The 13,771-nt window shown below is 64.0% G+C and carries 14 protein-coding genes; 12 read left to right on the forward strand and 2 right to left on the reverse strand.

The window, feature by feature from the left end; genetic code table 11:
* Nucleotides 1-113: 113 nt before the first annotated feature.
* Nucleotides 114-1,814 (forward strand): SpoIIE family protein phosphatase, encoded by a 1,701-nt coding sequence (locus AC1DS5_RS04355; RefSeq protein ID WP_477717023.1) that lies wholly within the window; start codon nucleotides 114-116, stop codon nucleotides 1,812-1,814.
* Nucleotides 1,815-1,917: 103 nt separating this feature from the next.
* Here AC1DS5_RS04355 and AC1DS5_RS04360 read toward each other — a convergent pair whose 3' ends face one another.
* On the reverse strand, nucleotides 1,918-2,499 hold the full coding sequence (locus tag AC1DS5_RS04360) for a DUF2889 domain-containing protein (RefSeq protein WP_477717024.1): 582 nt from the start codon (nucleotides 2,497-2,499) through the stop codon (nucleotides 1,918-1,920).
* Nucleotides 2,500-2,606: 107 nt separating this feature from the next.
* Here AC1DS5_RS04360 and AC1DS5_RS04365 point away from each other — a divergent pair, with 107 nt between their 5' ends.
* From AC1DS5_RS04365 to AC1DS5_RS04410, 10 genes are all read left to right on the forward strand, one after another.
* Entirely contained in the window at nucleotides 2,607-2,996 is a 390-nt protein-coding gene (locus AC1DS5_RS04365; protein ID WP_477717025.1) for a tautomerase family protein, read from the forward strand.
* Between the two features lie 425 nt (nucleotides 2,997-3,421).
* The gene (locus AC1DS5_RS04370) at nucleotides 3,422-4,066 is read left to right on the forward strand and encodes a hypothetical protein (protein WP_477717026.1); all 645 of its coding nucleotides are present in this window, start codon (nucleotides 3,422-3,424) and stop codon (nucleotides 4,064-4,066) included.
* Between the two features lie 3 nt (nucleotides 4,067-4,069).
* A complete protein-coding gene (locus AC1DS5_RS04375; RefSeq protein ID WP_477717027.1) occupies nucleotides 4,070-4,723 on the forward strand; it encodes a hypothetical protein in 654 nt (217 codons plus the stop codon).
* A 12-nt stretch (nucleotides 4,724-4,735) separates the two neighbouring features.
* Nucleotides 4,736-5,284, forward strand: coding sequence for a hypothetical protein (locus AC1DS5_RS04380; RefSeq protein WP_477717028.1), 549 nt, complete (start codon nucleotides 4,736-4,738; stop codon nucleotides 5,282-5,284).
* 276 nt (nucleotides 5,285-5,560) lie between these two features.
* On the forward strand, nucleotides 5,561-5,986 hold the full coding sequence (locus tag AC1DS5_RS04385; protein ID WP_477717029.1) for a CopG family transcriptional regulator: 426 nt from the start codon (nucleotides 5,561-5,563) through the stop codon (nucleotides 5,984-5,986).
* Nucleotides 5,987-6,047: 61 nt separating this feature from the next.
* On the forward strand, nucleotides 6,048-7,127 hold the full coding sequence (locus AC1DS5_RS04390) for an extracellular catalytic domain type 1 short-chain-length polyhydroxyalkanoate depolymerase (protein WP_477717030.1): 1,080 nt from the start codon (nucleotides 6,048-6,050) through the stop codon (nucleotides 7,125-7,127).
* A gap of 190 nt (nucleotides 7,128-7,317) precedes the next feature.
* Entirely contained in the window at nucleotides 7,318-8,388 is a 1,071-nt protein-coding gene (locus AC1DS5_RS04395; protein ID WP_477717031.1) for a 3-deoxy-7-phosphoheptulonate synthase, read from the forward strand.
* Nucleotides 8,389-8,425: 37 nt separating this feature from the next.
* Nucleotides 8,426-9,127 (forward strand): tetratricopeptide repeat protein, encoded by a 702-nt coding sequence (locus AC1DS5_RS04400; RefSeq protein WP_477717032.1) that lies wholly within the window; start codon nucleotides 8,426-8,428, stop codon nucleotides 9,125-9,127.
* 98 nt (nucleotides 9,128-9,225) lie between these two features.
* Complete coding sequence (locus AC1DS5_RS04405; RefSeq protein ID WP_477717033.1) at nucleotides 9,226-10,017, forward strand: hydroxyacylglutathione hydrolase; 792 nt, start codon at nucleotides 9,226-9,228, stop codon at nucleotides 10,015-10,017.
* An 8-nt stretch (nucleotides 10,018-10,025) separates the two neighbouring features.
* Nucleotides 10,026-10,724, forward strand: coding sequence for an NUDIX hydrolase (locus tag AC1DS5_RS04410; protein WP_477717034.1), 699 nt, complete (start codon nucleotides 10,026-10,028; stop codon nucleotides 10,722-10,724).
* Between the two features lie 93 nt (nucleotides 10,725-10,817).
* Here the strand turns inward: AC1DS5_RS04410 and AC1DS5_RS04415 are convergent, their stop codons facing one another.
* Complete coding sequence (locus tag AC1DS5_RS04415) at nucleotides 10,818-11,786, reverse strand: LysR family transcriptional regulator (RefSeq protein WP_477717035.1); 969 nt, start codon at nucleotides 11,784-11,786, stop codon at nucleotides 10,818-10,820.
* 215 nt (nucleotides 11,787-12,001) lie between these two features.
* Here AC1DS5_RS04415 and ilvD point away from each other — a divergent pair, with 215 nt between their 5' ends.
* A complete protein-coding gene (ilvD, locus tag AC1DS5_RS04420; protein WP_477717036.1) occupies nucleotides 12,002-13,696 on the forward strand; it encodes a dihydroxy-acid dehydratase in 1,695 nt (564 codons plus the stop codon).
* Nucleotides 13,697-13,771: the final 75 nt, after the last annotated feature.

Here is a 13,771-nt window from a genome sequence, read left to right on the forward strand (position 1 = left end):
AGGAAACCGATGATGCGTATAGAAGAAAAAGAAGAACAACAGGGCGCCGCACGGCATGTGCGACACACGGCCTGCGCCCCCTACCCCCGTTACCCCCGTTATCCCCGTATCCCATGACTCCCGACGCCGCCCCCCTCGCGCTGGTGGTGGACGACCTGCCGGTGACCCGCCTCCTGATGAAGCGGGCGCTGGAGCGCCTCGGCTGCGCTCCGGTACTGGAGGCCGCCGACGGGATCGCGGCGCAAGCGATTTTGCGCGAGCACCCGGATGTTGCGCTGGTTCTGACGGACATCATGATGCCCAGGATGAACGGGCTGGAGCTGCTGCGCTGGGGGCGCGAGGCGGCGCCGGGCACCATCTGGATCGTCCTCTCCGGGCTGGACACCTTCGACTCGGCGGTGGCGGCGATCCGGCTCGGGGCGTTCGACTTCCTGGCGAAGCCGCCGCGGATGGAAGAGCTGGAGGTCTCGGTGCGCAACGCGCTGGAGCGGCGGCGGCTGCTGGCGGAGCAGGCGCGGCTGCACGCGGAGCTGCAGCGAAAGGTGCAAGAGCTGGAGGAAAAGTCGGAGCTGCTGCGGCGCGACCTGGAGCGGGCGGAGGTGATCCAGCGTGCGCTTCTGCCGGGCAGCCCGCCGCTGGTGGAGAGCTACTGCGTCCAGGCAGTCTACCGGCCGGGACAGCACGTGGGCGGCGACCTCTATGACGTGGTCCGTCTCGGCGAGCGGCACCTGGCCTTCTACCTGGCGGACGCCACCGGTCACGGCGTCACCTCGGCGATGCTCTCGGTGCTGTTCAAGCAGCGGCTGGTACTGGTGGACCCGGAAACGGGCCGCGCACTGGCGCCGGCGGCGGTGCTGGACGCGGTGAACCGCGCGCTCTGCCAGTCGATCGAGGCGCCGGGGCTCTTTGTGACCGCCGTCTTTGGCCTGCTCGACACGGTGGAGGGTAGCGTGACGCTGGCCTCCGCGGGGCACCCGCCCGTGCTGCACGTGCGCGAGGGCCGGGAGACGCGCCTGATCCGGCGCACGGGGCCGGCGCTGGGGCTGGCGCTGGATGCGCGCTTCCAGGAGGAGCGGCTCCAGCTGGCGCCGGGCGATCGAATGCTCCTCTACACCGATGGGCTCCTCCCGTCGGGGACGGAGCAGGAGCTGGAACGGCTCAAGCGGGTGCTCTCCATGCCGCTCTCCGGCGCGCAGGAGATGCTGGGAGAGCTGCGCGGTGGCGCCGCCGCGGACCCGGACCCGGACGACGTGACCCTCCTCCTGATCGACGCGCACGCCGGCCTCTCCTCGTTCGACAACGGCGCCGCGAGCCCCAACCTGGCCGGCTCGGGCGCGGCGCGGCCGGGCGGCGAGGTCGTCTTCTACGGGGAGACGGAGGACGCCGTGCACCTCGCGCTGCGCGGCCGGGCCACCTGGATGCACTGCGACGCCTTCTACGAAACCGCGCGTGCCGTACTGGAGGAGGGGCGGCCGCTGGTGCTGGACCTCTCCGGCTGCGACTACCTGGACAGCACCTGCCTCGGCACGGTGCACGAGTTGGTCGGCCGGGGCCGCGTGGTGCTCGCGGGGGTGACGCCTGCGGTGCGCGCGCTCTTCGAAGAGCTGAGCATGGATAGGGTGCTGGCCGGCATCCGCGAGGACATTACCGCCGTGCCCGAGCTCTACGCGCTGAGCACCCGGCACGACGACCCGGCGGCGTGGCGTGAGCGGATTCTGCACGCGCACGAGGCGCTCTCGGGGCTGAGCGAGCACAACCGCGAGGAGTTCCGGGGGGTGGTCGAGTCGCTGCGCGGGGAATTGGGCGGCGGATGATCGCCTACGCAGATCCCCGCCTGGTCCGCGCGCCGATGAACCCGCTCCTCAAGCAAGGTGCGGCCGGCACCGCGACTTCAACAAAACCCGAGCCGGCGGCCCCTCAGCCCTGCCGCTTCAGCGGCTGCCAGCCCGCGAACTTGGGGTAGTGCCGCTGCACCACCGGGCCGTCGAAATCCCAGGCGATGCATTTGCCCAGGTGGTAAGGCGGCGCAGCGTTTTCAGGCTCGGGCAGGCCGGCTTGCCTGCGCAGGCGGTCGCGGTAAGCGGGAATGGTCTGGTAGGCCGCGGTCGCCATGTTGAACAGCAACTCGCGCAGGTGCGTGCAACCCTTGATGCCGCCCAGCGCCCGCTCGATGGCCTGGCGCCAGCCCGGCCCCATGGTCACACCCACCATCTGCTGCATCGGGTCATTGCCCTGCTGGCATTCGCCAAAGGGCGTGTGGTCCATCGAACTGGCGATCTCGCGGATCGTCAGGGTGTCATCCACCGTCGCCCTAATCGCCATGCCGTGAAGTGGCGTGCCCGGCGGCAGTTCGCCCTGTTCAAAGCGGTCCAGCGCATAGGTCTTGGTGTCGGTCAATTCAGCCTCGATGTCCCACAGGCCGTCCTCGCGGTGATAGCCGCGAAAGACGACGGCGCGCGTGTGCAGGTGGGATCGGGCTTGGGGTGCGGGGAGTGGCATAAGAGACTTCGTTGGACGGGAAAGTATGATTTTCCCAGAATGCCCGCACTGGTGCAGCCAGCCGCCAGGTTCCCGGGCTGATCGATCAGTGAGAGAGGAAAACCGCCATGCCTTACCTGCAACTTGACGTCAACGGCCGTTACCCCGTGGACCAGAAGAAGGCCCTGGCCCGCAAGCTGTGCGACAGCTACGCCGCCATGATGAAGGTGGACATCCGCCGCATCAGCATTGCCATCCGCGAATGCGGCGACGGCGGCGTGTGGCGCACCATCGACGGCGAGCCCACGCCGGTCTCGGTGCTGATGTGCGACATCCGCAAGGGCCGCCCGCCCGAGTTGCGGATGGAGCTGGCCAAGCAGCTGATCAACGACTGCGTCGAAGTACTGGGCCTGCGCGAAGACCGGCTGAACGTGGAGTTCACCCAGCACACGGGCGACGAGATGTACCACCCGACGCTGGGCGGCTACAGCCCGGAGTGGTCGGCGGACGAGGGATAGTGCGTTTCGATACAAGCTGCACCGAGCGGGGTGGGTCTGGCCTTCGTTTTCCTGTGGTTCTGTTCGCCCTGACACTGGCGGTAAGCCCGGCGCACATCTACATGCTGCTGCAGCCCGGGGGGTTTCCTTCTGTGCCGTACTGGCGCTGGTATTACGGCTGCCAGTAGAGGTGGCGTTGCTGACGCTGATTGCATGAAAAACTTACACGGCTCGGCTATTGGAGATCAATTGGAATTTGACCCCGAATACTTAGGTTTCAACGATCACTGGAGTCGGTGAGGTAGCGGTAAAACCGGCAGTGAGGGCGTTGTCCCCCGATCGAGGGATGGGCCTGCTGGCAAATTTCTTCTAGACTCACCTAATCGCGACTGCCAGGGATCAGGCTGTGCTCCCACCACCTGGAGCGCGAACGCGGAGTCATATCAATGAGAAGGCCACCGTACTTAAACCACATATCCATGCAGCATGGGGGGAAAGGTATCCCCTATGGAGGTTCTGGTATTCTGCGAGAGGACGGAGACGCAAACTATGGCTTCAAAGACCTAAAGTCGAAGCCCGAGCTGCTAGTCTCAATTCCAGAACTCTCACGCGACCGCGCACTGATGGACTTAGTCTGCGCGATCAACCTCGAGGAAACTGGCCTATTCTCCGTTGGCTGTGTAAGCGATCAGACAAAAGATGAGAGCGGCTTTCGCGATTCGGGCTATGTTGAGATTTGCATCAACTCAGCGTCCGCAATCTCTGATGCTCGTTCGTATTTCACACTTTGGTTCCACTTCGAGAACCTGCTTCACCAAAGCGCATTCAATGCGCGAGTGGCGTTTGACTGGGAACTCGAACTGGCTACGTTCTATGAGATCGACGTGACTGGCTTCACCTGTTCGATCTTTGTCAATACGGACTACTCGAAGACCAAGGAAGAGGCCGATGCCAATTGGTCCGCCGCTTTAGCGATCTTGGCAAAGTTCTTGAGTAGCGTCCCGCAAGCACGCACAGATCAGCTCTTTAGGCCACCTAGCCCGTCGCAGCGGGGCGCAGATCCATTGAAGTCGCCCCCACCCCTTAATTGAGAGATGGCATTCATGAACGCCGCTGAAACTGTCCTTGCCGCCCTGGGCGGGGCCACCATCTTGGTCGGTGCTGCGGCTTGGCTGGCCCGATCGCTGATTGGTCAACTCTTGTCGAGGGATCTGGAGAGCTTTAAGTCTGAGCTCTCCTCAGCTACCGCCGTCTCCGTTGAGAGAACGAAACACGAGCTGCAGCTCGCCGCACAAGAGCGAAACCTCTTGCTGACGAAGCTGCATGAAAAACGGGCGCAGGTGATTGCGGAACTGTATGGGCTTCTGGTGGAGGCACAGTGGGCCGCGCAGGACTTCGCATCTCCTATGGAATGGGCAGGCGAGCCGAACAAGCGCGAAAAGTACGCTACTGCTCTGACCAGGGCTACCGACTTCTATCGATTTTTTGATAAGAATCGGATATACCTGCCGAAGGATTTGTGCTCGAATCTCGACGAGTTCCTGAGGGCGATGCGATCGAAGGTTATTGGGTTCGGCGTTTACCTATCGCGAGAGGAAGAGCACATGGCCGACGCCGCTATAGAGAAGAAGCACGACGCTTGGGGCAAAGCATCCACCTACTTCGACGAAGAAGCGCCAAAGACACGTGAGGCGCTTGAAGCAGCACTCCGCCATCTCATTGGCGTTGTGGAGCGCGGTAACACGTAAGGCTGGTAAGCAATGAACTCCGACGAACTCACAGTCCGGCACTACCTGAAGTCTCGCTTCGAGACAACGTTTGAAGAAAGAGTGCAACGTGCGCTTGAAGTCCGTCAGCAATCCATCGTTCCTCATCATCACTTCACTTGGGCGTCAACCGAGTGCATCTATCTTTACCGGGACGGCTACTTCATGGCTACTGCGATGGCAACGCAAGCGCTGAATGAAGGGCTCATTCGCTTCATCACTGAACGAAACGGTATCCCTCCGAATCAAGAGCCCGGTGTGCTCGTCGATCTATTCGCTAGCAAGAACATCATTTCGACTGCTTGCGCCGACGCTATGCGCCGCATTCTGCGAAGCTTTCGCAACGACTTCCACCACCTCAACCCGTCCATTTCGAAGGTTCCAGTCCAAGCGATTGCGAAGCGCAATATCGAAGACATTGCCTCCATTGAAAAAGAGATATTTGAGCACTCTTACCAAGACGGGAAGATCAACCCTAGGCACGAGAAATACTGGGACGTCACGCCTCAAGGCACGATGCTGGTTAACTTACGCCCTGGATGACATGACGCCCAACCCATCAATCCACCGGAGCTGCGCAAGAAGCCGCGCAGCCCGGTGATTTCAGACGTTGAACGACTGCTACCCCCGGCAATATCTCCGTGGAACGTAATACCTTTTTGGGAGCGGTACTTACCGTTCTGGGTGGCAGGGCCGACCTCTACCGGTAGCGGTCGCACTCATGCTTTCGTCTAAAAGGCTTAGATCCGTTAAGACAGTCCGCCGCGCCGTCATTTACCATCCAATAAACATCCACTTGGATGGTGTTAAGATGGCCAAATGCCAAAACCCAGCAAAACATCGCAAATTGCAACGCCCAAGCCGGTCGACGAAAAGATCACGATCAACCTCGGCTGTGTTGACCTTGGCCAGATTGACTTGCTGGTGCAGGAAGGGTTTTACGCGAACCGGACCGACCTGATCCGCACGGCAATTCGCAACCAGCTCACCACGCACAGCGAGGTCGTGCGCCAGGTCGTTTCGCGCAAGACGCTGGTGCTGGGAATCCAGCACTACACCGAGGCGGACCTGCTGGCCGTGCAGGCGGCCGGGGAGAAGTTGCAGATCCGCGTGCTGGGGCTGGCCACGATCGCGCCCGAGGTATCGCCCGCGCTGGCGCTCGCCACCATCGAATCGCTGACCGTGCTGGGCGCCCTGCATGCAAGCCCCGCCGTCAAAGCCGCGCTCGTGCAGCGTATCCGCTAATACAGCGAATACAGCGAATACAGCGAGTCAACGAATCCACGAATCGAACCGAAAGAAGCTGATGACCCCTGATTTTCAACGCCTGATGAAGGATGCCGCCCAGCTCACCCGTGCGGGCGACCTGCAAGCCGCCACTGCCGCAATCCAGGCCGCGCTGGGCGGCGGTGTGGCAGCAGCAACAGCAGCCGCACAAGACCTGCGCGACGTGATCGACGTTGCGGCGCGCGAGGTGACCGACTCCGCGCGGGCATTTGACGACGAGGCGCCACTGGCGCCGGTCCGCGACGCACTCGACGCAGGCCGCTTCATTGCCGGCAGCCATGGCGACGCGTCGGGTCACCGGGACTTCAAGCTCTACATTCCGCCGGGCGCCGGCGAGCGCCCGTTGCCGCTGGTCGTGATGCTGCACGGCTGCACCCAGAACCCGGACGATTTTGCGGCGGGCACCGCCATGAACGATGCGGCGCTGGCGCAGGGCTTTTTTGTACTGTACCCGGCGCAGTCGCAGCAGATGAATCCGCAGCGATGCTGGAACTGGTTCAAACACAGCCACCAGGCCCGCGGGCGCGGTGAGCCGGCGCTGCTGGCCGGCATGACGCGCGAGGTGATGGCGCGCCATGCGATTGACCCGAACCGCGTCTATGTGGCGGGCCTGTCTGCGGGCGGCGCCATGGCCGCCATCCTGGGCGACGCCTACCCTGACCTGTATGCCGCGGTGGGCGTGCACTCGGGGCTGGCGGCCGGCATCGCAACAGACCTGTCGTCGGCGCTGGGCGCGATGAGGGGTGGCGGCACCCAAGTGCGCGCCGATGCAAGCGGCGTGGCGACCATCGTTTTTCACGGCGATGCCGATACCACAGTGCACCCAGGCAACGGCGAGCAGGTCATCACGGCCAGTGTTGGCACGGCGGCCGCTGTCGAAGTCGAACAACTGAAAGGAACTGACGGCCGCGCGACCACGCGCCGCGTGCACCGCGCAGACGATGGCTCGGTGGTGGCCGAGCACTGGCTGGTGCACGGCGCGGCGCACGCCTGGTCCGGCGGCAGCGCAGAGGGTTCATATACCGATGCCCGTGGGCCGGATGCCAGCGCCGAGATGGTGCGGTTTTTTCTGGAGCATCCGCACCGCCAGGCACATTAAGGGCCCGTTCAGTTCATAACCTGCATAAGCCTGTCCTGACCTTGTCGAAGGGTCGAAGTGACGAAGCCCTTCGACCAGGCTCAGGGCGAACGGTAGCGAAGTGCCTTCAAGATTTATGAAAATCTCAATGACGCAAGTGGGCTATAAAGTGAAGGGCTGAAGAACGCAGCCTGCGAATCACGGAGACACCATGCCCACCAAAATCTCGGACATCCACATCGCCCAGGCCGATCCGCTGCCGGAGCCCCGGCTGCTGCGTGACGAACTGCCGACGGGCGACACCGAAGCCGAATTCATCGCCGCGTCGCGCGCCGCCACCCGCAACATATTGCGCGGACTCGATGACCGGCTGCTGGTGGTCGTGGGCCCCTGCTCTATCCACGAGCCCGAGTCGGCGCTCGAGTACGCTGCGCGGCTGCGCCAGGAAGCAGCGCGCCTTGGCGAATCGCTGCTGCTGGTGATGCGCGTTTACTTCGAAAAGCCGCGCACGCGCATGGGCTGGAAGGGCCTGATCTATGACCCGGGGCTAGACGGCCAGGGCGACATTGGCGAAGGCCTGCGCCATGCGCGGCGCATTTTGCTCGAATGCGCGCAGCTGGGCGTACCCGCGGCCTCTGAAATCCTGGACCTGGTGACGCCGCAGTATTACGCCGAGCTGCTGACCTGGGGCGCGATTGGCGCCCGCACGGTAGAAAGCCCGCTGCACCGGCAGATGGCTTCGGCCCTGTCGGCGCCCGTGGGTTTCAAGAACGCCACCAACGGCAGCGTGGGCGCGGCCATTGATGCCATCCACGTCGCCGCCCAGCCGCACCGCTTTCCGACCATCTCGCTCGAAGGCCGGGCCATGGTCATCACGACCACCGGCAACCCCGATGGGCACCTGGTGTTGCGCGGCGCCAGTGATGGACCGAACTACGATGCCGCCAGCGTCCAGCGCGCCACCGAAGCCCTTGAGAAATCCGGCCTGCCGCCCCGTCTGGTGATTGACTGCAGCCACGGCAACAGCAACAAGGACTATTCCCGGCAGCCCGCCGTGGCGGCCGACATTGCGCAGCAGGTGGCCGGCGGCTCGACCGGCATCTGCGGCCTGATGATTGAAAGCCACCTGGTCGAGGGCCGGCAGGACATCGTCGATGGCCGCAAGGGCCTGCACTATGGGCAAAGCGTGACCGACGCCTGCATCGGCTGGGAGGCGACCGTGGCCGTGCTGGAGCAGCTGGCGGCGGCCGTGCGCCAGCGCCGGGCGGGCGCCATCAAGTAATTTGCCGGCGCGCCTCCCGGCGTATAGGATGAGCAGCATGAGCCTCATGTTGCGCGCGCTGACCCTTTGCGTCGCCCTGGCCACCCTGGCCGCCCCGGGCACGATGATGGCTGCGCAGCCGCTGCCTGTGGCCGGGCCGCCTACGCCACTAACTCCACCTACTATTACGCGGCTGCAGGCGCGCAAGGCGATCGAGCACTCCGAGCCCGCCGTCCGGCGCGCTGCCGTCGTGCGCCTGGGCGAAGTCGGCGTCATGGCCGATGCCGACCGGCTCGTTGCCCACCTGGGAGATGATGACGCGCCGGTGCGCGAACTCGCCGAAGCTGCGCTGTGGCAGATCTGGAGCCGCTCGGGCGACCGCGCGATCGATGCCCTGCTCCTGCGCGGCGTCCAGCAGATGGAAGCGCACCAACTGGTCGAGGCGGTGGCCACGTTTTCAGAGGTCATCCGCAGAAAGCCCGCCTTTGCCGAGGGCTGGAACAAACGTGCCACCGCTTACTACTTGCTTGGCCAGTACGAGCTGTCGATCAAAGACTGCGACGAAGTCATGAAACGCAACCGCCACCATTTCGGGGCGCTCTCGGGCTATGGGCAGATCTACCTGGCGCTGGGTGACCCCGACCGCGCCCAGCCCTACCTTGAGCGCGCGCTGAAGGTGAACCCGAACATGGCTGCGGTGGCGGCGACCATCCTGATGATCGAGCGGCACCGCGAGGCAAGGCTGCGCCGCACGATCTGAATCCAGCCCCTTTGCGGCTACTTCGCAAGCAGGCCATCCATTGCAGGCATGCGCCCTAAAATGGTCCGCTCACCGTCAACAAGCCCCTGGAGCCCGCGATGATCGTCGAACGCATCTGGACCGGTAACGCCTACCGCAACTTCAATTACCTGATCGCCTGCCCCGAAACCGGCGAGGCACTGGCCATCGACCCGCTGGACCATGAAAAGACGCTGGCCACCGCCAAGGTCAAGGGCTGGCAGATCACGCAGATTCTCAACACCCACGAGCACCACGACCACACCGGCGGCAACGCGGCCGTGATTGCGGCCACCGGCGCCAAATTGATCGCCCACCACAAGGCCGGCGGGCGTATTGCGGGCGTGGACCGGGGCGTGAAGGCCGGCGACGTGATCAAGGTCGGCAAGACCGTCGAGCTGGAATGCCTGGACACGCCCGGCCACACGATGTGCCACATCTGCCTGCGCTCGCACACCGACCAGCCGGCGCTGTTTTCGGGCGACACGCTGTTCAATGCGGGCGCCGGCAATGTGCACAACGGCGGCGACGTCAACGCGCTGTATGCCACCTTTGAGGAACAGCTGGCCCGGCTGCCGGACAACACCCTGGTCTATCCGGGCCACGACTACATCGAGAACAACCTCCGGTTCACCCTGGCGCGCGAGCCCGACAACACCACCGCGAAAGCCCTGTTGCCCAGCGTGACTGACCATGAGCCCGCGAAGTCGGCCGTTACCACGCTCGCGCAGGAAAAGCTGATCAACACCTTCTTGCGCCTGAACAGCCCCAGCCTCATTGCCAAACTGCGCGAGAGCTTTCCCGACCTGCCGGACGAACCCGATGCGAAGACGGTGTTTACCAGGCTGCGGGAGCTGCGCAACCAGTGGTGACCGGAGGAATGACAGACACGCCAGGCACAACAGACACGAGCCGCAACATGCAGCAGGACCAGCATCTCAGGACACGCATCGAGGAGACGCTGCGCGCCTTCACGCTGCAGGTGGCCGCGCGCGACCAGCAGCATGCGGCGGCGGTGGCCGTGGTCATCACGGACGAAGGCCATGGCGCCGAACTGCCGGGTTTCCCGCAGCATGCGGCGTGGAGCACCCAGGCGGCCCTGCTGCTGACGCGGCGCACCCGCCACCTGCGCAAGCATGCGGGGCAATGGGCGCTGCCCGGAGGGCGCATCGACGCCGGCGAAACAGCAGAGCAGGCGGCCCTGCGCGAATTGGCCGAAGAGGTGCACCTGGAACTCGATGCCAGCTCCATCCTGGGCCGGCTCGATGATTTTGTGACCCGCTCGGGTTTTGTGATCACGCCGGTCGTCGTCTGGGCCGGCGCGGCGCAGCACATTCGGCCCAATCCGGCCGAGGTGGCCAGCATTCACCGCATTCCCATCGCGGAGTTTCTGCGCGCGGACGCACCCATGCTGGCCGATGAAGGACACGGCGCGCATCCGGTGCTGCGCATGCCGGTCGGCGACCACTGGATTGCGGCGCCGACGGCGGCGATCATCTACCAGTTTCGCGAGGTCTGCATCGAGGAGCGGCCCACCCGTGTGGCGCATTTCGAGCAGCCGGCGTTTGCCTGGAAATAGGCGCCGACACTCCGCCGACAACCCGCCCACAGCCCACCGACAGCCGCGCCCTCACAGCGCGAGCCGTCCGCGCTGCCCGCCCGGCGAACGCTTTCAACCCGGCGCAAACGCCATGAACCGCTGCAATGCAGGACTGGCCGCCCCGGCAGCCCACACCAGGCTCGTCTCACAGCCCGGCACCACCTGCCCCTTGCCCCTTTTGAGTTCCCGGTACACCACGCCCGGCCGCTGGAACTGCCGCACACTGTCGGGCACCCAGGCCACGCCCAGGCCTGCGGATACGAGATTGACGATGGTTTGCATCTGGATGGCCTCCTGGGCCACGCGCGGCAGATGGCCAGCCGCGTGGTACAGGGCAAAAATCGCGTCGTAGAGCGAAGGCAGGATGTGCCGCGGAAAAATCACCAGCGGCTGCTCCAGCAAGTCCTGCAGTACCAGCCCGGGCTTGCCAGCCAGCACGCTTTGTTCCGGCACGGCCAGCACCAGCGGATCCTGCGAGATGCGCCGGCAAACCAGGCCGGGGGGTGCAAAGCCGGGCGAGTGCAGCATGAAGCCGGCGTCGATCTCGCCGCGCTCCAGGGCCTGAAGCTGCACATCGCCGGTGGCCTCAATCAGCTCCAGCTGCACCTTGGGATAGCGCTCGCGAAAGGTCCGCACCCAGCGCGGCAGCAAATCAAAACCCACCGTTGACACAAAGGCCAGCCGCAAGCGCCCTGCTTCGCCATCGGCCGTGGCGCGCGCATACACGGGCAAGGCCTGGGCACGCGCGAGCAGGTCGCGCGCCTCGGGCAGCAGCGCGGCCCCCGCCGCGGTCAGCCGCACGCTGCGCTTGGTGCGGTCGAACAGCTTCAGGCCCAGCATCGCCTCAAGATGGGCAATGGCCTGCGTCAGCGGCGGCTGGGTCATGTTCAGGCGCAGGGCGGCACGGCCGAAATGAAGCTCGTCGGCAACGGCTGCAAACTGGCGCCACAGGCGAAGCTCGATCAAGGGAGGGTTGCGGGATTCGCCACCTACGGCAGGAACGGAATGAGCTGAATGAGCGAAATGGGCTGAATCTGTCATATGCCATACATATTAATACAGCACAAATAATGGATTGGAAAGAATCAATCAAAACACGCATACTCGGCTTTCCGGTAGAAATATCCTCGCGTATATCCTCGCGTATATCCTCGCGTATATCCTCACGTATATCCTCACGTATAGCCCCACGTACTCCGCCCTGCCCGCATGTGACATCCGGCGCGGCAACAACCTCACAACCTCACGAGACATCCATGGAAACCAAGACCATTCAGCTCAATCCCCGCAGCAAAAACATCACCGAAGGCAAATCGCGCGCGCCCAACCGCTCGATGTACTACGCCATGGGCTATGAAGAGGCCGATTTCAAGAAGCCCATGGTTGGCGTGGCCAACGGCCACAGCACCATCACCCCCTGCAACAGCGGCCTGCAAAAGCTGGCAGATGCGGCCATTGCCGGCATCGAAGAAGCCGGCGGCAACGCCCAGGTGTTCGGCACGCCCACCATTTCCGACGGCATGGCCATGGGCACCGAGGGCATGAAGTACTCGCTGGTGAGCCGCGAAGTGATCTCCGACTGCATCGAAACCTGCGTGCAGGGCCAGTGGATGGACGGCGTGCTGGTGGTTGGCGGCTGCGACAAGAACATGCCCGGCGGCCTGATGGGCATGCTGCGCGCCAACGTGCCGGCCATTTATGTCTACGGCGGCACCATTTTGCCGGGCAGCTACAAGGGCAAGGACCTTAACATCGTCAGCGTGTTTGAAGCCGTCGGCGAAAACGCAGCGGGCCGCATGAGCGATGAAGACCTGCTGCAAATCGAGCGCCGCGCCATTCCCGGTACCGGCAGCTGCGGCGGCATGTACACGGCCAACACCATGTCCAGCGCTTTTGAGGCGCTCGGCATTTCGCTGCCCTACTCCAGCACCATGGCCAATCCGCACGACGAGAAAATGAACTCGGCCAAAGAGTCCGCCAAGGTCCTGGTCGAGGCCATCAAGAAAGACATCAAGCCGCGCGATATCGTCACGAAAAAAGCCATTGAAAACGCGGTCGCCGTGATCATGGCCACGGGCGGCTCGACCAATGCCGTGCTGCACTTTCTGGCGATTGCGCATGCCGCCGGGGTGGACTGGACAATCGACGACTTCGAACGCGTGCGTCAGAAAACGCCGGTGCTGTGCGACCTGAAGCCGTCCGGCAAATACCTGGCCGTGGACCTGCACCGCGCCGGCGGCATTCCTCAGGTCATGAAGATCCTGCTGGCGGCCGGCCTGCTGCATGGCGACTGCCTGACGATCACCGGCCAAACCATTGCCGAGGTGCTGAAGGATGTGCCCGACGCGCCGCGCGCCGACCAGGACGTGATTCGCCCCATCAGCAACCCCATGTATGCCCAGGGCCATCTGGCCATCCTGAAGGGCAACCTCTCGCCTGAAGGCTGCGTGGCCAAAATCACCGGTCTGAAAAACCCGGTCATGACGGGCCCGGCCCGCGTATTTGACGACGAGCAGTCGGCGCTGGCCGCCATCCTGGCCGGCAAAATCAAGGCGGGCGACGTGATGGTGCTGCGCTACCTCGGCCCCAAGGGCGGTCCGGGCATGCCTGAAATGCTGGCGCCCACCGGTGCGCTGATTGGTGCCGGGCTCGGCGAAAGCGTGGGCCTGATCACCGACGGCCGCTTCTCCGGCGGCACCTGGGGCATGGTGGTTGGCCATGTGGCCCCCGAAGCCGCCGCGGGAGGCAACATCGCCTTCATCAACGAGGGCGACTCCATCACCATTGACTCAAAACAGTTGCTGCTGCAACTGAACATCAGCGACGCGGAGCTGGAAAAACGCAAGGTCGGCTGGAAGGCGCCGGCACCGCGCTACAACCGCGGCGTGCAGGCCAAGTTTGCCTTCAATGCCTCGAGTGCCAGCAAGGGCGCGGTGCTGGACGACTATTGATGCCAGCTGACCTGTAAAACAAAAAAAGAGCCCGTAAGTCACAGACTTCACGGGCTCTTTACTTTGGTAACAGGG

Source organism: Polaromonas sp. P4_H1, assembly GCF_056400945.1.

Excerpts from the sequence above, each read along its gene's own strand:
- AC1DS5_RS04400 (WP_477717032.1), top strand. The coding sequence starts at position 8,426 with ATGAGCCTCATGTTGCGCGCGCTGACCCTTTGCGTCGCCCTGGCCACC.
- AC1DS5_RS04370 (WP_477717026.1), top strand. The coding sequence starts at position 3,422 with ATGAGAAGGCCACCGTACTTAAACCACATATCCATGCAGCATGGGGGG.
- AC1DS5_RS04395 (WP_477717031.1), top strand. The coding sequence starts at position 7,318 with ATGCCCACCAAAATCTCGGACATCCACATCGCCCAGGCCGATCCGCTG.
- AC1DS5_RS04410 (WP_477717034.1), top strand. The coding sequence starts at position 10,026 with ATGACAGACACGCCAGGCACAACAGACACGAGCCGCAACATGCAGCAG.
- AC1DS5_RS04355 (WP_477717023.1), top strand. The coding sequence starts at position 114 with ATGACTCCCGACGCCGCCCCCCTCGCGCTGGTGGTGGACGACCTGCCG.
- ilvD (WP_477717036.1), top strand. The coding sequence starts at position 12,002 with ATGGAAACCAAGACCATTCAGCTCAATCCCCGCAGCAAAAACATCACC.
- AC1DS5_RS04405 (WP_477717033.1), top strand. The coding sequence starts at position 9,226 with ATGATCGTCGAACGCATCTGGACCGGTAACGCCTACCGCAACTTCAAT.
- AC1DS5_RS04375 (WP_477717027.1), top strand. The coding sequence starts at position 4,070 with ATGGCATTCATGAACGCCGCTGAAACTGTCCTTGCCGCCCTGGGCGGG.
- AC1DS5_RS04365 (WP_477717025.1), top strand. The coding sequence starts at position 2,607 with ATGCCTTACCTGCAACTTGACGTCAACGGCCGTTACCCCGTGGACCAG.
- AC1DS5_RS04360 (WP_477717024.1), bottom strand. The coding sequence starts at position 2,499 with ATGCCACTCCCCGCACCCCAAGCCCGATCCCACCTGCACACGCGCGCC.
- AC1DS5_RS04385 (WP_477717029.1), top strand. The coding sequence starts at position 5,561 with ATGCCAAAACCCAGCAAAACATCGCAAATTGCAACGCCCAAGCCGGTC.
- AC1DS5_RS04380 (WP_477717028.1), top strand. The coding sequence starts at position 4,736 with ATGAACTCCGACGAACTCACAGTCCGGCACTACCTGAAGTCTCGCTTC.
- AC1DS5_RS04415 (WP_477717035.1), bottom strand. The coding sequence starts at position 11,786 with ATGACAGATTCAGCCCATTTCGCTCATTCAGCTCATTCCGTTCCTGCC.
- AC1DS5_RS04390 (WP_477717030.1), top strand. The coding sequence starts at position 6,048 with ATGACCCCTGATTTTCAACGCCTGATGAAGGATGCCGCCCAGCTCACC.